The organism is Paenibacillus sp. FSL R5-0345 (assembly GCF_000758585.1).
In the GTDB taxonomy this organism is placed as follows: domain Bacteria; phylum Bacillota; class Bacilli; order Paenibacillales; family Paenibacillaceae; genus Paenibacillus_AQ.
Map to the genome: position 1 here is coordinate 623,569 of NZ_CP009281.1, position 20,290 is coordinate 643,858.

18 protein-coding genes and 1 pseudogene are annotated in these 20,290 nt (G+C 46.7%); 14 read left to right on the forward strand and 5 right to left on the reverse strand.

The annotated features are described in order from the left end of the window. Positions 1 to 14: 14 nt before the first annotated feature. The 3 genes and pseudogenes from queG to folE form a co-directional block, all read left to right on the forward strand. Positions 15 to 1,205 (forward strand): annotated as a pseudogene (gene queG, locus R50345_RS02855) (tRNA epoxyqueuosine(34) reductase QueG); the annotation flags it as partial. Between the two features lie 135 nt (positions 1,206 to 1,340). Next, a complete protein-coding gene (locus tag R50345_RS02860; RefSeq protein ID WP_042123938.1) occupies positions 1,341 to 1,592 on the forward strand; it encodes a YneF family protein in 252 nt (83 codons plus the stop codon). A gap of 45 nt (positions 1,593 to 1,637) precedes the next feature. Then, positions 1,638 to 2,231 carry a GTP cyclohydrolase I FolE gene (folE, locus tag R50345_RS02865; protein ID WP_042123940.1) on the forward strand — a complete coding sequence of 198 codons (594 nt, stop codon included), beginning with the start codon at positions 1,638 to 1,640 and terminating at the stop codon, positions 2,229 to 2,231. A 120-nt stretch (positions 2,232 to 2,351) separates the two neighbouring features. Here the strand turns inward: folE and R50345_RS02870 are convergent, their stop codons facing one another. Next, positions 2,352 to 3,530 carry a Fe-Mn family superoxide dismutase gene (locus R50345_RS02870; protein ID WP_042123942.1) on the reverse strand — a complete coding sequence of 393 codons (1,179 nt, stop codon included), beginning with the start codon at positions 3,528 to 3,530 and terminating at the stop codon, positions 2,352 to 2,354. 193 nt (positions 3,531 to 3,723) lie between these two features. After that, the gene (locus R50345_RS02875) at positions 3,724 to 4,764 is read right to left on the reverse strand and encodes an alpha/beta hydrolase (RefSeq protein ID WP_042123943.1); all 1,041 of its coding nucleotides are present in this window, start codon (positions 4,762 to 4,764) and stop codon (positions 3,724 to 3,726) included. 273 nt (positions 4,765 to 5,037) lie between these two features. Between R50345_RS02875 and R50345_RS02880 the strand changes: the two genes are divergently transcribed. Continuing rightward, positions 5,038 to 5,781 carry an IclR family transcriptional regulator gene (locus tag R50345_RS02880; protein WP_042123945.1) on the forward strand — a complete coding sequence of 248 codons (744 nt, stop codon included), beginning with the start codon at positions 5,038 to 5,040 and terminating at the stop codon, positions 5,779 to 5,781. Between the two features lie 480 nt (positions 5,782 to 6,261). Here R50345_RS02880 and acnA read toward each other — a convergent pair whose 3' ends face one another. Further along, positions 6,262 to 9,003, reverse strand: coding sequence for an aconitate hydratase AcnA (acnA, locus tag R50345_RS02885; protein WP_042123947.1), 2,742 nt, complete (start codon positions 9,001 to 9,003; stop codon positions 6,262 to 6,264). Positions 9,004 to 9,273: 270 nt separating this feature from the next. Here acnA and R50345_RS02890 point away from each other — a divergent pair, with 270 nt between their 5' ends. The 9 genes from R50345_RS02890 to R50345_RS02930 all read left to right on the forward strand — a co-directional run bounded on the left by R50345_RS02890 (position 9,274) and on the right by R50345_RS02930 (position 17,062). Further along, positions 9,274 to 10,305 (forward strand): amidase domain-containing protein, encoded by a 1,032-nt coding sequence (locus R50345_RS02890; protein WP_081953979.1) that lies wholly within the window; start codon positions 9,274 to 9,276, stop codon positions 10,303 to 10,305. 22 nt (positions 10,306 to 10,327) lie between these two features. Then, entirely contained in the window at positions 10,328 to 11,419 is a 1,092-nt protein-coding gene (locus tag R50345_RS02895; RefSeq protein WP_042123951.1) for a D-alanine--D-alanine ligase, read from the forward strand. Positions 11,420 to 11,466: 47 nt separating this feature from the next. After that, the gene (locus tag R50345_RS02900; RefSeq protein ID WP_042123954.1) at positions 11,467 to 11,784 is read left to right on the forward strand and encodes a hypothetical protein; all 318 of its coding nucleotides are present in this window, start codon (positions 11,467 to 11,469) and stop codon (positions 11,782 to 11,784) included. Beyond that, positions 11,781 to 12,788, forward strand: coding sequence for a UV DNA damage repair endonuclease UvsE (gene uvsE, locus R50345_RS02905; RefSeq protein ID WP_042123956.1), 1,008 nt, complete (start codon positions 11,781 to 11,783; stop codon positions 12,786 to 12,788). The genes R50345_RS02900 and uvsE overlap by 4 nt, the downstream gene beginning before the upstream one ends. A gap of 241 nt (positions 12,789 to 13,029) precedes the next feature. Continuing rightward, positions 13,030 to 13,914, forward strand: coding sequence for an inositol monophosphatase family protein (locus R50345_RS02910; RefSeq protein ID WP_042123958.1), 885 nt, complete (start codon positions 13,030 to 13,032; stop codon positions 13,912 to 13,914). Positions 13,915 to 13,929: 15 nt separating this feature from the next. Beyond that, a complete protein-coding gene (locus R50345_RS02915; protein ID WP_042123959.1) occupies positions 13,930 to 14,190 on the forward strand; it encodes a hypothetical protein in 261 nt (86 codons plus the stop codon). Positions 14,191 to 14,317: 127 nt separating this feature from the next. After that, the gene (locus R50345_RS02920) at positions 14,318 to 15,610 is read left to right on the forward strand and encodes a stalk domain-containing protein (RefSeq protein ID WP_042123961.1); all 1,293 of its coding nucleotides are present in this window, start codon (positions 14,318 to 14,320) and stop codon (positions 15,608 to 15,610) included. A 99-nt stretch (positions 15,611 to 15,709) separates the two neighbouring features. Further along, positions 15,710 to 16,261 carry a peptide deformylase gene (gene def, locus R50345_RS02925; protein ID WP_042131818.1) on the forward strand — a complete coding sequence of 184 codons (552 nt, stop codon included), beginning with the start codon at positions 15,710 to 15,712 and terminating at the stop codon, positions 16,259 to 16,261. A 180-nt stretch (positions 16,262 to 16,441) separates the two neighbouring features. Then, a complete protein-coding gene (locus R50345_RS02930; RefSeq protein WP_042123963.1) occupies positions 16,442 to 17,062 on the forward strand; it encodes a hypothetical protein in 621 nt (206 codons plus the stop codon). 72 nt (positions 17,063 to 17,134) lie between these two features. Here the strand turns inward: R50345_RS02930 and R50345_RS02935 are convergent, their stop codons facing one another. Next, the gene (locus R50345_RS02935; protein WP_042123965.1) at positions 17,135 to 18,451 is read right to left on the reverse strand and encodes a glutamate-1-semialdehyde 2,1-aminomutase; all 1,317 of its coding nucleotides are present in this window, start codon (positions 18,449 to 18,451) and stop codon (positions 17,135 to 17,137) included. Positions 18,452 to 18,573: 122 nt separating this feature from the next. Next, positions 18,574 to 19,626, reverse strand: coding sequence for an LCP family protein (locus tag R50345_RS02940; RefSeq protein WP_042123967.1), 1,053 nt, complete (start codon positions 19,624 to 19,626; stop codon positions 18,574 to 18,576). A gap of 105 nt (positions 19,627 to 19,731) precedes the next feature. Here R50345_RS02940 and bcp point away from each other — a divergent pair, with 105 nt between their 5' ends. Further along, entirely contained in the window at positions 19,732 to 20,199 is a 468-nt protein-coding gene (gene bcp / locus R50345_RS02945) for a thioredoxin-dependent thiol peroxidase (protein WP_042123969.1), read from the forward strand. Positions 20,200 to 20,290: the final 91 nt, after the last annotated feature.

The following is a 20,290-nucleotide window of genomic DNA, read 5'->3' on the forward strand; positions in this document are numbered from 1 at the left end:
AGGAGAAGGCGGAAATGAACGATACATCTCAGTCACCTTATGCTCCCCCGCCTTCCAAGTGGGCACAGCTTAAAGCGGAAATTCAGGAGGCTGCGTCATCACTCGGTATTGATGATATCGGGTTTACAACTGCGGAGCCTTTTTTATATTTAAAAAATATTCTGCAAGACCATCGTGACAAAGGTTACGAATCTGGTTTCGAGGAACCGGATTTGGATAAAAGGACGATCCCCGCACTGAGCTCTGGGGACAAGCCCTTGTCTATTATTTCGATTGCTGTGGCCTATCCCTCCAAAATGGTGGATCCTCCGAAATCTGAACCGGGTGCGCGTAGAGGCATTCTCGCCCGGGCATCATGGGGCAGGGATTATCATCATGTGCTCAGAGAGGCATTAAGTAAGTTAGAGGACTTTATTCATGAGCGTGTACCGGAGGCTGTGCTTGAAAGTATGGTGGATACCGGCGTACTAGTGGATAGAGCGGTCGCGGAAAGAGCGGGAATAGGCTTCAGCGGCAAAAACTGTTCTATCATCTCACCTAAATGGGGATCCTGGATTTATCTAGGGGAGATGGTTACGAATATTCCTTTTGCTCCGGACGAGCCTGTTGAAGAAGGCTGCGGGGAGTGTACCAAGTGTATTGATGCCTGCCCGACCGGCGCGCTGGTGGGTCCGGGTCAATTGAATGCGCAGGCCTGTATTTCTTTTTTGACGCAGACTAAAGGGTTTCTGAGCGACGAATACATGACCAAGATTGGGAACCGTCTATACGGCTGTGACACCTGCCAGATTGTATGTCCTAAGAATAGGGGGAAGAACTGGAATCATCGCCCTCAGATGCAACCTGATCCTGAGATCGTGAAGCCATTGTTAATGCCGATCCTGGATCTTAGCAATCGTGAATTCAAAGAGAGATTCGGCAATAGCTCGGCTGCCTGGAGAGGCAAAAAGCCGATGCAACGAAATGCGATCATCGCCCTCGGCAATTTTAAGGAAGTGGGGGCTGTGCCAAAGCTAACAGATATTGTTCTGAAAGAGCCGCGCCCAGAGATGCGAGGCACTGCTGCTTGGGCGCTGGGACGTATCGGTGGTGAGCAGGCTCTAGCTGCTGTTGAATCGGCTTTAGAACGCGAAGAGCATGACACAGTTAGGCAAATGCTGAGCAGGGCACAGGATGTACTCCTAACTGCGAAGCAGGCACGAGAGGACAGTGATGTTAATGAAGGAAAAAGATCATAGACAGGATGTATATTCCCAATTGCTGTACAGTTCTCGAAATGCTATGATAGATTCGCGCGCCATTTGGCGATGTAGACAATAGAGTGTAGAGGTGGGCTTTAGATGAATATCGCATTACCTATTATTACATTGGTCGTAGGTCTCATCGGTGGTTTTTTCATCGGTGTATATTATCTGCGCAGACAAATGACAACTATGCAGAATGATCCTGAAATGCTGCAAAAGGTTGCAAAACAAATGGGTTATAACCTGAATGGGAAACAAATGCAACGTGCCCAACAGATGATGAAGAATCAGAACCAGACAGGCGCCCGCCCAGGAGCAGCTAAAGGGAATAAACGTAGAAGTAAGTAACCGGGTCCGGATAGAATTTATACGGGTGCGGAAGGGGGAGACATCATGGGGAACATCAATGAATACGTGAACGGTAAAGTATCAGAGAACCGTGAGCAAATCGAGTATCACGTTGAGAAAATATTAGAATTAATCGGTGAAGATACCGGCCGCGAGGGACTGCTTGAAACACCAGCCCGCGTTACGCGGATGTACGAGGAGATATTCGGCGGTTATTCGATAGATCCCCGCGAGGCGCTCGGTGTTACTTTTGATGAGTCTCATGAAGAGCTAGTGATCGTGAAGGATATCGTCTATTACAGCCAATGTGAGCATCACATGGCTCCTTTCTTCGGTAAAGTGCATATTGGATACATTCCGAGCGGACGTATTGCTGGACTCAGCAAACTAGCTCGCCTTGTTGAAGCAGTGAGTCGGCGTTTGCAGGTGCAAGAACGTATTACGACTCAAATTGCGGATATTATGACGGAGGTATTAAGCCCTCATGGCGTTATGGTCGTTGTGGAAGGTGAACATCTTTGTATGTGTGCACGCGGAGTAAAGAAGCCGGGCAGCAAGACGGTAACCATGTCTACTAGAGGGGTCTTCCGGGAGGACGCCGCCGCTCGTGCGGAGTTTCTAAGCTTGATTAAAGAATAGTATATAGAGGTGTTTATACCTCGAATTAGAAGGACCCATCATTCACTTTTTGTGAACGATGGGTCCTTTTGGGTCAGTAAATGGGAATAAACTTTATCTTCTCTACAAAGTGGAATAAGATCAATAAGGCTTCCATGCCAGTTTACTAGCGGCAGCATAACGTTCTGATACATATGGCCAGTTGACGACCTTCCACCAATCGTTAATATAATCCGCACGATTATTCTGATGCTTCAAATAGTAGGCGTGTTCCCAAACATCCAAGGCTAAGAGTGGAACAACGTCCCATTGCGATAAATTCTGATGTTTTTCTGCAGTAAGAATCTCTAGTCTATGGCTGCGCGGGCTCCAGACGAGAATGGCCCATCCGCCACCTTCTACTTTATTCGCGGCCTCGGTGAACTGCTTCTTAAAGCTGTCATAACTTCCAAAGCTTTGATCTATAGCTTCTAGTAAAGCTCCTGTTGGGCGTCCGCCTCCTTGTGGAGACATCACGTTCCAAAAGATCGTGTGGAGATAATGGCCTGCACCATTAAAGGCTAACTCTCGCTCCCAATGCTTAACGAGATCGAAGTCCCCGTTCTTACGGGAATCCGCTAGTTTAACTTCTGCCTTGTTTAATCCGTCTACATAACTTTGATGGTGCTTATCGTGATGAATTCTCATCGTCTTTTCGTCAATATAAGGTTCTAGTGCATTATAGGTGTAAGGCAAGGGAGGTAGTGTATGGCCGCCAATGGGTACCGCGTCGTTTTTATCGCGGATATCAGGCACAGTGTCAGTAAAAGTAGTGAATCCATCATTCCGCAGGGTATTGTCTGTATCGATGTTTACGACATAATCCTCTGTGTAATCGCGCATGACTTGTGAAAGCTTTCCGGGCGAGCTGAGTGTCTGCAGTACGGCTAGGAAGTATTCTGATTCGCGAATAATATGCAGAATCACAGTAGTTGCAAGGGGGACGGCTTTGACCGCTGCGCTACTCTCCATGATGGCAAAGAGCTGCCGAACGAATTCTTGGGATTGAATGCAGGAGATATGTAGCAGTTTCTCAGTTTCTGCAGTGAGTTCCGCTTGTGGGGGTGGAGAAGCAGAGAGTGCGGCATTCAATAGCTGCTGTGCCGCCTGCTCAGTTGCACCGAAAACAACGGCCCATTCATCGAGGAGTTTCACATAAGGCTCCTCCAATTTAGGCACGATCGCTTTGATGACTTCAGTATGCTCTTTCTCTTGTGTCTTCCAAAATACGATTTCTTCCAAAATACGTACTGGCAGCATCGGCCCGTATACATATAGCATGCCAAGAAAACCTCCCGTGATATGTCTTCATCAGTCCATTATATGAACGGTCTTGGAAGGTTATGAAGAACATACATCTCGAGTGCTGTCGCTCCTCGGGCTTCTTCTATTCTGGAGACGAAAACAGCCTCTTCCTTGGGGACACTTCTTTCTGTCCCTGGAAGAGGCTGTTCGATTGGTTATTATCGTTTAGTTAATTACTTGCCATCGCTGGCTGATCACCCTTAGTACTTTTAGCTAGATGAACATTCCCTAAGAAAGCGGAGACCCGCCGTAAATACTCACGGGGATGCTCGCGGAACAATAGCTCGTGATGACTACCTTCAATGATCCAAGAATCAGAGAAAGGATTGTTCTGGTTCGCTGCCAGTTCTTCGGCAATAGGATAAGGAGCTTTATCGTCTTTGGTTCCATGCATGAACAGGATAGGGAAAGGATAGTCTTTGGATTTAACCTTTGCATAAGGAATTTGATCTAATCCTGTACCGTTCAGTACCGGGAACAGCATTTCCATGATCGCCAGAGAAGGCTGGCGCGGTAGGTCGATATTCTGCTTAATATTATGATACAGCGTGTCTGGTTCTAGCAAAAAGGTACTGTCCAGAATCATCGCGTCGATATCCTCAGATACTAATCCTGCTTGCAGTGCTGTGCCAGCACCCATAGAGAAGCCCCAAACAACGAGCTCTTGTGCCCCGCGTTCCTTAGCGAAATCAATGGCGCCTAGAAGCTGCTGGGATTCTTTTTTGCCACCGGTTGCAATATCCTTGTTCCCTTGGGCAGCAAAGCCGTAATCAAACATTACGACATTGAAATTCAGACTGTGTGCATAGTGAGCGAGATCGTACATGGGTACCCAAGACTCTTCGCGGTTGGCACCATAGCCATGACTGAATATGATAGTTTTAGTGGCGTCCTTGGCTGGGATATACCAACCGCTCATCATGCGACTCCCGTCCTTAGCCGGAAAGGTAACATCCTCGTAGGCGAGACCCTTGGCAATCATAGGATTGGAGTACAGAGGAGCTACCGTTGGATTGGATAGCACCCAGGCGATGTAGCCATGAAGTGAGACAAAACAAAATACTAAAAAGAAAAATATAGATAATAACAATGCAACGATAATATGCTTAACACGTATCATCCGCAGCGAAAGTCGTGATGAACTGCCCTGTTTAGGTAGTTTAGGACGACGGGAGACTGACGTGCCGGTTCGGCTGGTTGTCAGATCCATAAGGTCCCCTCCTAAGTATGATGTGAGTACTAGTGCCTAGGATAATTTGTCGAAAATGATTCTAAAGCATCAGTAATATATTAATATGTTTATCGTATGTTTAAGCCCTTACAAAGTCAATGAATTGGACCCTTTTGTAATATAACTGTAAAGTGCGGGTCAGTCTTTTCCGGCTCAGTGAATATACTGGACTTTCCGTAGAGTTTTGCACTAAGATAGAATTAATAATAATGTAACCGCGTTTCATTTGATGAAACACGAGGGGGGATTACTGTGGAGGACCGAAAGCTAACGGTACGCGCGGTAGAACGTGCGCTCGACATATTACTTTGTTTTACGCAGGATAGTGATTTAGGGTTGACGGAGATCGCATCAAAGATTGATTTACATAAGAGTACAGTCCACAGATTGCTAGCAACACTCGAGGAAAAGGGATTTCTCATTCGCAATCCGGCGACAGAAAAATATAGACTGGGTATACGAATTTGGGAGTTGTCCACACATCTGCCTGCTTTTGACGAGTCGGCAGCGGTATTACTGCCATCTATGGAACGGCTGAGAGATCGACTCGGTGAGACGGTCAGTCTTTACTTACGGGATGGTATTGAACGCGTGCGTATTCAGGCGGTACAGAGCCAGCAGGCAATTCGTCGAGTCGCACAGATCGGTGCGAGGCTGCCATTATCTGTAGGAGCGTCGAGTAAAGTGCTGGCAGCGTATGCACCACCTGAGGTGTTGAGAGAACTGCTGGAGAGCTCGGAGTGGCCGGATTACGTTGAGAAGGAAGTATATAAAGAGCAGCTTAATGAGATCATCCGGCTGGGGTATGCCACGAGTTTCGAAGAACGTGAGTCTGGTGCGGCCGCTGTGGCGGTACCTGTCACAGGCCGTAGTGGAAATGTGATTGCGGCGTTATCGCTGTCAGGGCCGGTCAGCCGTCTGTCTAGGGATACGTTAGTGGAGTATGCCGCCATCTTAAAGGAAGCAGCAAGTGAAATGGGTATGATGATTCCATAAGAAGAATATGCATGTATTATGAAGTAGAGCAGCGATCACTCCGTTACTGGAGGATCGCTGTTTGTTTTTTGGAAGGGCAGCTTGCTTTAGCTAATAACGGGTAAATGAAGACTAAGCGACTCAGTGCTACTTTTGGCAATCCTTGAGTAATTATGCTGGGATATATGGCAAAGCCTAACGTCACAATGCCAGAGCCGGAATGTCTGTGACCCGTGCGGTTATTCACCCCTCCGCCGCTAAGTCACTTTGAAAGCAAGCTTCCAGAGTGACTCCGCTCGACTTGCATTATTAAGCATGAAACCTGCAACGCCGGAGCCTTTCAGACTCAGAAGATCCTAATCACCCCCTTAGCCCACCAGACTCAGGAAAGGGCCTCACACAACAAAGAGGCCCCAGCAGCCAACAATCGGCTACTGGGGCACCCAAAAAAAAGGACTGTCTCATGGTCATTCCTGACCATGAGACAGTCCTTTATTAAATCTATTCTACCGACACAGCCGAAGAATCTGTGGCATCTGCCAGCATTTGACGAAGCACAGTTTGTAGAATACCACCATTGCGATAGTAATCAATATCAACCGTGCTGTCGAGACGTGCTGTGACAGGGAAATCGAACTGAGTACCGTCTTCGCGGGTTGCGGTGACAGTGAGTTCTTGTCCTGGCAGCACCTCGTTATCAAGTCCAGTAATATTGAAGGTCTCGCGTCCGGTCAGTCCCAAGCTGCTCCAGCCGTGTCCTTCCTGGAATTGCAGTGGAAGCACACCCATACCAACCAGATTGCTGCGGTGAATCCGCTCAAAGCTCTCAGCGATAACAGCTTTAACACCCAACAGAAGCGTGCCCTTGGCAGCCCAGTCACGTGAGCTTCCTGTGCCGTATTCTTTACCGGCGATAACGATGAGATTCTGTCCAGCGTCCTGATACAGCATGGAAGCGTCATAGATGGACATGACTTCATCGCTTGGCAGGAAGGTTGTAACTCCGCCTTCTGTACCTGGAGCTACTGCATTACGAATCCGAATATTAGCGAATGTACCACGCATCATGACTTCATGATTTCCGCGGCGTGAGCCGTAGGAGTTGAAGTCTGCACGTTCTACACCATGATCGCGTAAATATTCGCCGGCAGGACCAGAGGTAGAGATATTACCTGCAGGTGAGATATGGTCGGTCGTTACGGAATCAGCAAGCAACGCCAGAACGCGTGCATCCTTGATATCCTTGATGTCTCCCAGACCGTCTGCCAGATGCTCAAAGAATGGCGGGTTCTGAATATACGTGGAGTTGTCATCCCACTCATACAGCTCGCCTTGCGGAACAGGGATCGAATTCCAGCGTTCGTTAGCAGTGAATACATTCTCGTATTTACGGCGGAACATCTCTGGGCTAAGGGAAAGACCAATCGCTTCACGAATTTCAGCAGTCGTAGGCCAAATATCTTTCAGGAATACTGGCTCACCTTGTGGATCAAATCCGAGCGGTTCAGTCTGCAAATCGATATTTACAGTACCAGCCAGTGCATAAGCAACTACGAGCGGTGGTGAAGCCAAGTAGTTGGCTTTGACCTGAGCATGTACACGGCCTTCAAAGTTACGGTTACCGGAGATTACAGCAGCGACGGTCATATCGTTATCAGTAATGGCTTGGCTAACCTCTTCAGGCAGTGGACCGGAGTTACCGATACAAGTAGCACAGCCATATCCCGCCAAGTAGAAGCCCAGTGCTTCAAGTGGCTTCAGCAGGTCTGCTTTTTCCAAATATTCAGTAACTACCAATGATCCTGGAGTCAAGCTGCTCTTAACGTATGCTGGTTTGGTCAGTCCACGTTCCACCGCTTTTTTCGCCAAAAGACCTGCTCCAAGCATAACGCTAGGGTTAGAAGTATTTGTACAGCTTGTAATAGCTGCGATTACGACTGCGCCTGTACTGAGCTTGCTAGTGGTACCATTCTTATGCTCTATTTCTACAACTTGGGCGATTTTCTCATCGCTGAGGCCATAACCGCCTTTGTCTACAGGTGTACGGATAATACCTTCAAAATTTTCTTTCATGTGGGTAAGCTCAATCCGGTCTTGCGGACGTTTTGGTCCAGCCAAGCTTGGAACGACAGAAGCTAGGTCAAGTTCAATTACATCGCTGAACTCAGGATCTGGTGTATCCGAAGTGCGGAACATCCCTTGTGCTTTGTAATAAGATTCAACGAGCTCTACCAAATCATCCGGACGACCTGTGCTGCGCAAATAAGCAAGTGTCTCTTCATCTACAGGGAAGAAACCGATCGTTGCTCCGTATTCTGGCGCCATGTTAGCAACTGTTGCCCGGTCAGCAAGACTGATGTTAGCAAGACCAGGACCGTAGAATTCGACGAATTTGCCGACTACGCCTTTTTTACGCAACATTTCAGTTACTGTCAGTGCCAAGTCTGTTGCTGTAGCCCCTTCGATAAGGCTGCCTGTAAGCTTGAAGCCCACTACATCTGGTGTAACAAAATAGAGCGGTTGTCCGAGCATACCTGCTTCAGCTTCAATACCGCCAACACCCCAGCCTACAACACCAAGTCCGTTGATCATCGTAGTGTGGGAGTCCGTTCCAACAAGGGAATCTGGATAAACGACAGTTTCACCATCGATAGTTTTAGTAGTGGCTACGGAAGCCAAATACTCCAAATTCACCTGATGCACGATACCGGTAGCTGGAGGAACTGCACGGAAGTTATTGAAAGCGGTCTGTGCCCAGCGAAGGAAACGGTAGCGTTCCTCGTTACGCTCAAACTCCACGTTCATATTGTATTCCAAAGCATCTGCCGTACCGAAAGCATCAACCATAACAGAGTGGTCAATTACAAGGTCAACGGGAACGAGCGGGTTGATCTGTTTAGGATCTCCTCCGGCTTTCTTTACGGTATCACGCATAGCTGCCAGATCTACGACTACCGGTACACCGGTAAAGTCCTGAAGTACGATACGAGCAGGGATAAACGGAATTTCTTTATTGCGGTCAATGTCACCTGACCAATCAGCCAATTGTTTCACGTGTTCTTCTGTAATTGCCCGTCCGTCAAACTGACGAACAGCTGCTTCAAGTAATACTTTGATTGAAAAAGGAAGGGAAGAGATAGAGCCCAATCCTTGTTCCTCAAGGGAGTTAAGATCATAATAGCGATAAGATTTGCCACCTGATTCTAGGGTACGGGCCAACGAGAAATGATCCTTGCTTGGCATATGTGCGCCTCCTTGTTTCATCTATTGAAACTCAATTTCACATTGCATGTTATTTAATTATAACGGTTACAAAGAGGGGAGTAAAGTTTTTTTTCCTATATATAAAGCCCTAATATCGCATCTCTAAAACCATTTAGAGTTACCCCAAAAACGAGAGCTATAAGCAAAGCGTATGCCTTGCCATGTAAATTGAAGCGATCTGTATAGCGGCCTGTTTCCTTTCATATACATAGAGCAGCAGTTAAAAGGGAATGAAGGGGTGCGAGTATAATGGAGCAACAATGGAAGCAAAGTCTATATGTATATGTAGATCAAGTGAATAAGGCCAGGGTGGAACCTAAGTCCTCATCGCAAACCGTTTCCGTGTCCGTTAAGGATCCACGCTTTTTGGTGGAGCAAGGGGAACGTTCACGCCGAATCGCTGAATGGTATAACGCTCGTGGGATCACTCCGCTGCGAGGGGAAACAGGTGTAAAGACTTTACGGACCGTCCGGCAGACTCCGACTGAGGTGGTTGCAGAGGTTACACTGCATAGTGCACTTTATTATGAAAAAGGAGGCGTTAATCACCGCGAGGATAGGGTTGAGCTGGAGCGGTTGACCTTTGTGCGGGACGGAGGGGGCTGGGAAATCGCTGCTATAGAACGAACTATTCCCGAAAGAAATACGGTTCATAGAGCAGAGGTAGAGTTATCTGGCAGATTGTCCAAGTGGGGTGAAGCTTTACCAGCTCCGTTGCCATCACAGCCTCTTCTGAACCGGAATATTCTGGGGGAGATCCCGGGCTCAAGAGAGGTTCGCTACAACCGTGAAGAAGCGGTGGCTTATGCCGACCGTTGGTGGAAAGACGGTAATCCAGAGTTCGAAACATTTGAGGTGGATTGTACGAATTATGTCTCCCAATGCCTCTTTGCAGGGGGAGCACCTATCAACTATACTGGTAAAAGAGAAACGGGTTGGTGGTACAAAGGCTACCAAGGGAAACAAGAATGGTGGAGTTATAGCTGGGCTGTATCAGACAGTCTGCAGCGCTATTTGAGCGTTAGCCGGAGCAATGGCTTGCGTGCGGAAGTGATGGAGCGGCCGGAGCAATTGATGCTTGGCGATATCATTCAATATGACTGGGATGGCAACGGGCAATATCAGCACAGCACGATCGTCACAGCCTTTGATGCTGGTGGCATGCCGCTTGTGAATGCACGTACAGTTAGCAGCCGTCATCGCTTCTGGGACTATCGTGATTCCTACGCTTGGACGGATCAAACGAAATACCGTTTTTTTCATATTAACGACTATTTATAAGACAGAAAGAGGTAATAAAGGTATGGGGAATGCAAAACTAACCGTAGGGCTAGTGTACGGGGGCAAATCCGGAGAACATGAGGTATCGCTACAGACGGCTTTTGCCGTGATGAACTCATTTGATTACGATAAATATGAGATTATCCCTTTTTACATTTCAAAACAGGGTTTATGGAAAGTCGGAGAGACATTATCGGCACCTTATAGTGAGGTAGAGCAGCTCAAGCTTTCAGATGCAACTGAAGATATGGGCACAGCCCTGAATGTAGTATTTAGTGGACTGTCCGGTGCTGAAAAAACGGTGGACGTCATGTTCCCGCTGCTGCATGGCACGTATGGTGAGGACGGAACGATTCAAGGTTTGTTCGAAATGGCGAATATTCCTTACATCGGGGCTGGTGTTCTTGCCTCTTCGGCAGGTATGGATAAGGTTGTCATGAAGAAGCTGTTCGCTGATGCCGGTCTGGACCAGTGTGAATATTGTTATTTTAACATCAGCGCTTGGAAAAGAAAAAGTCATGAGTTGATTGTGGGTGTAGAGGATAAACTGGGGTATCCAGTATTCGTTAAGCCTGCAAATTTGGGCTCAAGTGTAGGTATTTCTAAGGCTTCTGATAAGGAGAGTCTTGTAAAAGCTATAGATTTTGCCTTCCGTTATGACACCAAAGTCATTATTGAGGAATTCGTGGATGCTCGTGAGGTAGAGGTCGGGGTGCTCGGAAATGATGAGCCAGAGGCCTCTGTCCCGGGTGAAATCGTTTCTTCTGGAGAATATTATGACTACGCAGCTAAGTATACGGACGGCAAATCGCAAATGATGATTCCTGCGCCAGTAGATTCTGAAGTTGCCGATCGTCTGCGGGAGTCCGCGATAACCGCTTTTAGAGCCATTGAGGGTAGTGGTATTACTCGGGCGGACTTCTTCCTGCGGAGATCGGATGGTAAAATTCTAATAAACGAAGTGAACACTATGCCTGGCTTCACACCTTACAGCATGTATCCGCTATTGTGGCGTGAGACAGGTGTATCTTATAGAGCTCTGTTAGACCGTATGATTGAGTTAGCTTTAGAGCGCTATAATTTCAAACAAGGTCTTAAGTATGACAACGAGTAATTGAAGCTGCTAGCGGGTTCATCCCGACTGGAAAGGGGCGAAGAAATATGGGTTTTCAAACTGAATTCAATTCCGTCTGTAAGTTCAAGAATGAACAAGAGCTCTATGAGTTGCTGGAGTACGGTCGTACCAAAATGGTGAAGCAGGGCTTTCGCGTGTATCCGACGGGTCAGAAGGTGATTGCCTACACACCTGAGAATGTAGCTGTAGCGATTGTCAAAATCTCTGCCTCGATTGCAGAGATTAATTTTCAGGGGCATGAGGTTACAGCGGTCGAAATGGAACTCGTGCGTAAATTGAATGAAGAAGAGTCCAAAGTGCAGACTGCACTAGCAGATGAAATGTTTTTTGGAGCGCAGGGATGATTGTCCGTTTTGGATATGTAGCGATGTCCACCGTTATCAAAGACTGCTCACCATCCAAGACTATGACGATGGCCTCCTTCAAGAAGCTGGATGACCGTGAAGCGGCACTTCGGCGTTTGGAGAACCTCGCTCGGATGAATCTGCACAATACGCTGAGACTAATGAAGCATAATGTGGGTTCGGACATTTTTGTGTACCGTCTCACTTCCAAATTAATTCCTCTGGCGACGCATCCTGATTTACAGGATTGGAATCCGTTTGCTGCGCTCGCAGAGGAATTCGCGGAAGTGGGGCAATATGTGAAAAAACATGGGATGCGGGTGTCCTTTCATCCAGATCACTTTACAGTGCTTAGTACACCCCGTCCTGAGGTGCTGATAAGTTCCATCCGGGATTTGCAGCACCATACGGACATGCTAAATGCCATGGGACTTCCTGCCATGGCGAAGAATAATATTCATATTGGCGGAGCCTATGGGGACAAGCCGGTGGCAGCCAAGCGGTTCGAGAAGCATTTCTGCGAGCTGCCAGCAGCGCTGCAGGAGCGTATTACGCTGGAGAATGATGATAAGACCTTCACAGCCCCGGAGACACTAGCGGTTTGTCAGAATGTAGGTCTGCCGATGGTGCTGGATATTCACCATCAATGGGTGAATAATGAAGGAGAGCTCCCTTGGGAGCTATGGCCTGACATTCAACAGACATGGCGGAGCGAGCTTTCACTGAAGGATGTTCCAGCGGGAGAGCTTTTGCCGCCTAAGATTCATGTCTCTAGTCCGCGCAGTCCGTCTGACCCACGCAGTCATGCAGACGGCGTAGAACCTGCGCCATTAGTAGCCTTTTTAAAGCGTATTGCCGCAGATACTCCTGCTGTCGATGTTATGATTGAGGCGAAACTAAAAGATGGTGCGTTATTTGGATTGATGGAAACAATGAAGGAGCTGGCTGATGCCGGTAACGGAATTTCCGTATTAAATGGGGCAAGTGTGAATATCGAACCTTAAACAATGAAAATAAGGCGATAGGTCCCGAATACGGGTCCTATCATGACTTGATATGTAACTTGAAATAGGGTACGTTGAATGAAACTTTATTACGAATAACATTCAAGGGATCATACAACCAATTGGGTATCCCTTATGGCGGAACTTTGAGAACGTTTTGGCGTATTGCACGGTATTGTGAATAGGATTGCTTTAAATTTCATGCCAATGGCGATTATGTTCAAGGAAGCGGAGTGAAGATATGAGTCCTTTAAAACCAGAGGGTAAGAACGAACGTGAACCCTATGTAGTATCGAGCAAGGGACATACGGCGGTAGCTATTAATGCTGCTGCCAAAGCAGGAGAATGGATAAAGAGCAGACAGGGCCTGGTGAAGGAACTTAATACGAAGACATCGGCACAGGATCTGGTTACGGAAGTAGATAAAGGCGTTGAACAGATGATCCGCAGGTTGATTCTGACGCATTTTCCAGATCATGCGATCCTCGGTGAAGAAGGTGTATCCCCGGGTGCAGCAGCAGCAACCGCTGCATTGGAAGAAGCCCGTGAGCATGAATATCTGTGGATTGTAGATCCTGTAGATGGTACGACTAATTTTGTACACGGATTTCCTTTTTACTGTGTTTCTATTGCTTTGGTGATTCGTGGAGAATTGACGGTTGGTGTAATTTACGATCCGATTCGTGATGAGATGTTCGTAGCTGAAAAAGGTAAGGGAGCCTATATGCATGGTGTTCCTACCGCAGTTTCTACGGAGAACGTTTTTGGAGACAGCTTGATTGCTATGGGCTTTCCACCGGACCGTGAATTTGCACAACCTGTGAATATGGCGGGACTGCAGAGCGTTCTTCCACAGATTCGTGGTATTCGTGCAGGAGGTTCGGCTGCTCTACATTTGGCTTATGTAGCAGCGGGCCGAGTAGATGGCTACTGGGAAGTAGGCTTAAGCCCTTGGGATTGTGCTGCAGGAGTGCTGCTAGTCCTTGAATCAGGGGGCAGAATCACGGATACGCTTGGTCGTCCATACGATATTGGCACTCGTCATTTAGTAGCAAGTAATGGTCATATTCACGAATATTTGGTTTCGTCACTGAAGAATGCTGAAGCAACAGGATATAAGCTTTAGGGAGGACGATGCATCATGAGCGAGAAGGATGATCTGGAACGCAAGCTAAGTGAAATGTTGGTAGATGGTGAGATGGAACAGGGTGACCGTACTGCTAAAGAAATCCGTGAAATCTCTCCGAAGTATGAAATTCGTATCCAGACCACAATGGATCCTATTGTGGAGGAGACGCTTCGTTATCGTAAGATTGGACATGAACTGGACGATCGTTATGATAAATATTTGGAGCGCGCCGGGAAGAATTTGAATTCACAAGAGAATTCAGATAAAGAATAATATAAAGGTTCCCAGTTGTGAATAGAATAGTGATTTGCAGGGCGGTTTCCCGAATATGGGAGGCCGCTCTTTTGCGTTGCTATCAGGGATGGTAGAATGAGAATTAGAACATTTTGGGAGGGATACGATGCTAAGCAAGTGGAGAAGAATTTTAGCAGCTGGCACAAGCGGTATGCTTTTGTTATCTGTGCTAATTGGTGTAGGTGCCGGATCGGCAAATGCGGCTGACACGTCTGCAACACAAAACGCAAGTCAGGATGTCTTTCGCATCGTAGCTCTTGGCGATTCGATTACTGCCGGATACGAGCCGGGAATGACGGATGTGAATACTAAGCCTTACGGCTATGCGGAGCGGCTACTGGAGCAGGGGTGGTATCATGGCAGAAGCGAGCTTACCAATTATGGTATTCTTGGACTGACCACTGCTGGACTACTTAATTACACAGGAGCCATCAAGGACGGCTCAGCGATTACCGCTGAAGGTATTCAGTCAGGTCTGCCAGATCCACGGATAGACCAGTTCGCCAAGTTAACCCCGCAGATCGCATCAGAGCTCAAGGAAGCCGATCTGATTACGATTACAATTGGGGGGAATGATGTAAGCCGTCTTTTCTTACAGGTTAAGGAACTGACAGATACAGATTTCGAATCTCAGCTGGAGCAGAAGCTAGCGGATTATAATACGAATGTGAAGGCGACTCTTGAGAATATTCGTGCGATAAATCCTCAAGCAACAATTATACTGGCTGACCAATATCAGCCTGCTCCTAAGATTGCTCTTGGTGCAATGTACACCAAATTGATGACCGCAGCAGCCCAATTTACGGATTCGGCAGATCGTGTGGCCGCAAGCGTAAATCAACCAGGAGCAAAGGTATTAGTAGCTCATGTGGCGGCAAAGTTTGCCGGCTCAGAAGGCTCACTCACACATATTATTGGGGCAGGACAAGCGGATTTTCACCCTACGCAGCTCGGATACGAGACCATTGCAAAAGTATTTGCTGAATTACAATGGGGGGAATACCGCATTCCTACTGTAGCAGCAATGGCTACGGATACTGTACCGATGTCGATTGTAGTAAAGGGTGTAGAGTTAAATACACCGAATAAACCTATCCTTAAGAATGGTCAGAACTTCTTGGCGCTTAAAGATATTCTGAATGCCGTAGGCGCTAACGGAAAGTGGGATAATAAGACCTCTAGCGCAACTATCGAATATGGTGGACGGACTGTCGTAATCACGATTGGCAGTAAATTCATTAAGGTGAATGGACAGAATGTAGCCATTGATACCCCTGCTTTTCTGCAAAAGGTAGGCAAAGAAGATAAAACTTATCTTCCCCTTGCCGCATTGGCGACCGGACTTGGATTCGATGTGAATTATAGTAGCAAACTGCGAACTGCTTTCATTAATCCATAAATCTGCATACTATATTATAAGTACTTAAATTAAGCCCGTAAGGCAAAGGTGGATGGAATATTGTCTAGTTCAAAATTCAGTGCTGAATATATCATCACTATGGATGATATTGTACGGGAAGGTCATTCCGTACTTCGTACCGTAGCTGGGCCAGTGGAGCTTCCTTTGCAGGAGGAGGATCGTGAGACTCTGCAGTGTATGCTTCAGTTTCTAAAGAACAGTCAGGACCCGGAAATTTCCGAAGAATACAATTTACGCTCTGGTGTAGGCCTGTCGGCGAATCAAATCGGACTTACGAAGCGTATGTTCGTGATGTATTCTACGGACGAGAGAGGAAAGATCGTAGAGCATGCTTGGGTTAACCCCAAGATCATCAGTCACTCACTAACCATGGTGTACTTACCGGAGAGTGAGGGATGTCTGTCCGTTGATCGACCAGTGCATGGATTTGTACCGAGATACGAATCTGTGAAGGTTAAGGGATATAATCTTGAGGGTAAGGAAGTGGTCCTTAAATTTAAGGGCTACCAAGCCATCATCATCCAGCATGAGATTGATCATCTCGATGGGATCATGTTCTATGATCGAATTAATAAGGAGAATCCATTCAAGCTTCCTCAGGGAGTGGAGATCCGTAACTTGTACGAGTAAGTAGGAGAATAATTTTGATTTAAAAAAGTGTGCGGTCTTACGGCTTATAGCTGAGGAACGCACGCTTTTTTGTCATCTGCAGGATTGTATGATTTCAATTATTTTACAAATTAATCCACGGAAGGTAACATTATAGCGAATAGATAAGAATTAAATTTAAGATCAGAAGGAGGTTATTGAATGGCTTGGGGGAGAATGCCAATAAGAGGCGTGGTCAACGAATATAATGATGAGGTTAAAAAGATTGATGAGCAGATTTTGACTCTGATTCAGGAACGTAAAGCTATAACAGGCAAAAAACGGTTTTCCCCAGAGAGTGAGCTTCTTGAGGAGTGGTCAACCAGATTCGAGATGGACACTTCTCAGATTGTACAGTATATACACAGTCTGAATGAGGCTGTACCCAGACGGAAATATTGGGAAGAGCCCGGCTTGCTACTTGGTGTACTTCCAATTGTGAAGCGGATAGTCTTCGAAGATTGCGAATATACACTTACACATGCTATGCAGTATGAAACGCTTAGTATAGTTACTGTGGAGATTAAGTATTTAAAAGAAACGGTGGAGCACATTCATCTTAGAGCCGCTTTAACATTGGAGATTATCAGTGAGGCAGTCTATGAAATCCAGCCGCATGGAGGTCACGGAGGGGGCGCTCATACACAAATGCAGTTTTTGGTCTCACCGCCGCTGCCAACAGATCTGGACACGGTCCAATTTTCCTTAATACCTGGAGTTGACCGAATGTTTGGACCTGCTTTGACGGAAATTATATTGGACAAGCAAGTCGATTTCGAATAGTACCTATGCAAAAAACCTACCACCAGAATTTGGTGGTAGGTTTCTGTATGTTTTGTGGCCGTAAATTATTTCTTATTTCTCAGACGCCATAGCGGCGAATGACGCTTCAGCTGCAATCAGTGTAGCATCGATATCCGCATCGGTATGTGCTGTCGTTAGGAACCAAGCTTCATATTTCGAAGGGGCAAGGTTAATCCCACGGTTCAACATGTGACGGAAGAAGCTGGCGAACAATTCGCCATCTGTATCTTGTGCCTCATCGTAATTCGTAACCGGATGCTTACAGAAATGAGTGGAGAATGAACCACGGATGCGGTTGATTGTCAGTGGAATGCCATGACGGTCAGCAGATTCCTGAAGTCCATCGACAAGACGGATCGCAAGCCGCTCCATCTCATCGTATACGCCTTCTGCGCTCAGCACCTCCAGACAGGCGATCCCTGCGGAGATTGAAGCAGGATTACCCGCCATTGTTCCCGCTTGGTATGCCGGTCCTAGCGGTGCTACTTGTTCCATCACATGCTTACGACCGCCGTACGCGCCGATTGGTAGGCCGCCGCCGATGATTTTGCCGAGTGCTGTCAGGTCAGGAGTAATGTCTTCATGGTTATCCAGTCCTGCATAGGTCTGAGTGGAACCATAGTGGAAGCGGAAGGCAGTAATAACTTCGTCATAAATAACGAGTGAGCCGTTATCATGAGCCAGCTTGCAGAGCCCTTCGAGGAATCCAGGCTTCGGCATAACCATACCGAAATTACCGACGATCGGTTCAACCATTACAGCGGCGACATCCTCGCCCCATTTCTCCAGTGCCTCTTGCAGGCTATCTAGATCATTAAAAGGAACAGTGATTACTTCCTGTGCAATACTGCTTGGAACGCCGGCACTATCTGGAATACCAAGCGTAGAAGGCCCGGATCCTGCTGCAACAAGCACTAGATCAGAGTGGCCGTGATAACAGCCAGCGAATTTTACGATTTTGCTGCGCTTTGTATAAGCACGAGCGACACGAATGGTAGTCATAACCGCTTCTGTGCCGGAATTGACAAACCGGACTTTATCCATAGATGGAATAGCTTCTTTAAGCATTTTAGCAAGCTTAATTTCGAGCTCTGTTGGGGTTCCGTAAAGAACACCATTCTCAGCTGCAGTGGTAATTGCCTTCGTTATATGTGGGTGAGCATGGCCGGTAATGATCGGTCCATAGGCTTGAAGATAGTCGATATATTCATTGCCATCTACATCCCAGAAGTGAGATCCACTGGCACGCTTCATAAATACAGGTGCTCCGCCTCCAACAGCTTTAAAAGAGCGGGAAGGGCTATTTACACCTCCAACGATATGTTGAAGGGCTTCGTGATAAAGTTGCTCAGATGTGGAACGATTCATAATGTGATCATCCTTTCGATTGTTGGTGCTCATGGCAACGGGCGAACAACGGTGTTTCCGCTGTCCGCCCGTATTATACCATTGCCTGTAGTGTCTACTTGTGAACGTTGCTTGTCAGATCTTTATTGGGTTCCGCTAGTGTTACTACTTGAAGTAGTCCCTGGTGAAGTTGAAGGTGTAGGCGTTGGCTCAGGGCCATTTAAGGTATCCTGAACAAATTCCTTTAATTTCTTCTCACTGCGAATGCCTATAACCTGCGATCCGTCACTTGTAGTTTCCTCTTTGAGCAGATCCATTGGCGGAATTTGCTCACTACCGCCCATGGTACTATCATACCCGACGGTTGCAAGCTTCCACATATCATTTACTGTCAAATTGGTTTCGATATAAGGCGTAACTTGAGACAGGATATTCGGTAGCTTGATTATGGATGTGGTCTTGATCAGCTTGTCAGCCACAACCTTGAGAAATGCACGCTGGCGCTCGGTCCGAGTGAAGTCGGAGGTAGCGTCATGTCGGAAACGTACATATTGCAGAGCTTTATTACCGTCGAGATGCTGATATCCTTTTTTAAGATCAATGTCATACTCGGGACCATCTGCAATGGTCTTGTACACCATATCTTTCTCGACTTCATAATCTACACCACCAACGGCATCTACTAGCTTGATGAATCCTTGGAAGTCCGTGTAGACATAATATTGAATCGGGATGCCGAGCAGATCGCTTACAGTCTGCATCGCCGTGTTAGGTCCATAAATGATAGCTGAATTAATTCGTTTTTCACCGTGATCTGGAATCGGAACGTAAGTGTCTCTAAGAATTGAGAATACGCTGATTTTCTTCTTCACGGGATCAAGTGAGGCGACGAGCATTGTATCGGAACGAGGAATTTCCCCCTTCTTGACACCGCGGGCATCCACGCCCATTAGTAGTATATTAACAGGCTCTGTACCTTCCCACTTTGGAGGTTCTGGAGTGTCAACATCAACGGTTTCAGCATTCTTGAATGGTGAATTCTCGGTGTTCGACATGCTGCCAAGCTCATTGACAATGGAAGTGAAGTAATAAATGGTTCCACCGATAATAAGTAGGAGTATAATGGCCAGGGTCCAAAGCAGCGGTTTCTTTTTTGACTTATTAGTCTTTGCGTGCCTTTTCTTTCTAGGTGGCATTTCTCGTTCTTCCTTTCGCATTCACATTCTCTACATTATAATTTCTTTTGGGGATACGCGCAATTCATGCTCAATCCTCCAATATTAAGAAGGAGTGGATATAACTTGAACGTAGTAGCTATTGGACAAAAAGTACCGAATTTCACCCTTCCGTCCTCCAGTGGGCAAGAGGTTAGTTTAAATGAGTACCTGGGCCGAAAGGTCATTTTATATTTTTATCCTAAAAATATGACACCAGCCTGTACGCAGGAGGCCTGCGAATTCCGTGACGCTCATGATCAGATTACTGCGCTTGGTGCGGTTGTTTTAGGCATCAGCCCAGATCCCTTGGCCTCGCATATAAGGTTTACGGAGAAGAATAGTCTACCCTTTCCACTGTTGTCTGATGAGGATCATAAGGTAAGTGAAATGTTCGGTGTATGGCAGCTTAAGAAGCTTTATGGAAGAGAATTCATGGGCATTGTACGTTCTACTTTTTTGATTGATGAGCAGGGGATCTTAGTCGAAGAATGGCGGAAAGTACGAGTGAAAGGGCATGTAGCATCTACCATAGCAGGGATTTCCAAATCATAAAGTTTGTTAATAACTTTTTGTAAAAGTCTGTTACATTTTTAACAGCTTTCATAAGGTGTTGTCATGATATAGTTTCCTCATAATTGCTTCA

Bases quoted from the DNA above. Each gene is read 5' to 3' on its own strand.
- R50345_RS02860 (WP_042123938.1), top strand. From the start codon at position 1,341: ATGAATATCGCATTACCTATTATTACATTGGTCGTAGGTCTCATCGGT.
- folE (WP_042123940.1), top strand. From the start codon at position 1,638: ATGGGGAACATCAATGAATACGTGAACGGTAAAGTATCAGAGAACCGT.
- R50345_RS02870 (WP_042123942.1), bottom strand. From the start codon at position 3,530: ATGCTATATGTATACGGGCCGATGCTGCCAGTACGTATTTTGGAAGAA.
- R50345_RS02875 (WP_042123943.1), bottom strand. From the start codon at position 4,764: ATGGATCTGACAACCAGCCGAACCGGCACGTCAGTCTCCCGTCGTCCT.
- acnA (WP_042123947.1), bottom strand. From the start codon at position 9,003: ATGCCAAGCAAGGATCATTTCTCGTTGGCCCGTACCCTAGAATCAGGT.
- R50345_RS02890 (WP_081953979.1), top strand. From the start codon at position 9,274: ATGGAGCAACAATGGAAGCAAAGTCTATATGTATATGTAGATCAAGTG.
- R50345_RS02895 (WP_042123951.1), top strand. From the start codon at position 10,328: ATGGGGAATGCAAAACTAACCGTAGGGCTAGTGTACGGGGGCAAATCC.
- R50345_RS02900 (WP_042123954.1), top strand. From the start codon at position 11,467: ATGGGTTTTCAAACTGAATTCAATTCCGTCTGTAAGTTCAAGAATGAA.
- uvsE (WP_042123956.1), top strand. From the start codon at position 11,781: ATGATTGTCCGTTTTGGATATGTAGCGATGTCCACCGTTATCAAAGAC.
- R50345_RS02910 (WP_042123958.1), top strand. From the start codon at position 13,030: ATGAGTCCTTTAAAACCAGAGGGTAAGAACGAACGTGAACCCTATGTA.
- R50345_RS02915 (WP_042123959.1), top strand. From the start codon at position 13,930: ATGAGCGAGAAGGATGATCTGGAACGCAAGCTAAGTGAAATGTTGGTA.
- R50345_RS02920 (WP_042123961.1), top strand. From the start codon at position 14,318: ATGCTAAGCAAGTGGAGAAGAATTTTAGCAGCTGGCACAAGCGGTATG.
- def (WP_042131818.1), top strand. From the start codon at position 15,710: ATGGATGATATTGTACGGGAAGGTCATTCCGTACTTCGTACCGTAGCT.
- R50345_RS02930 (WP_042123963.1), top strand. From the start codon at position 16,442: ATGGCTTGGGGGAGAATGCCAATAAGAGGCGTGGTCAACGAATATAAT.
- R50345_RS02935 (WP_042123965.1), bottom strand. From the start codon at position 18,451: ATGAATCGTTCCACATCTGAGCAACTTTATCACGAAGCCCTTCAACAT.
- R50345_RS02940 (WP_042123967.1), bottom strand. From the start codon at position 19,626: ATGCCACCTAGAAAGAAAAGGCACGCAAAGACTAATAAGTCAAAAAAG.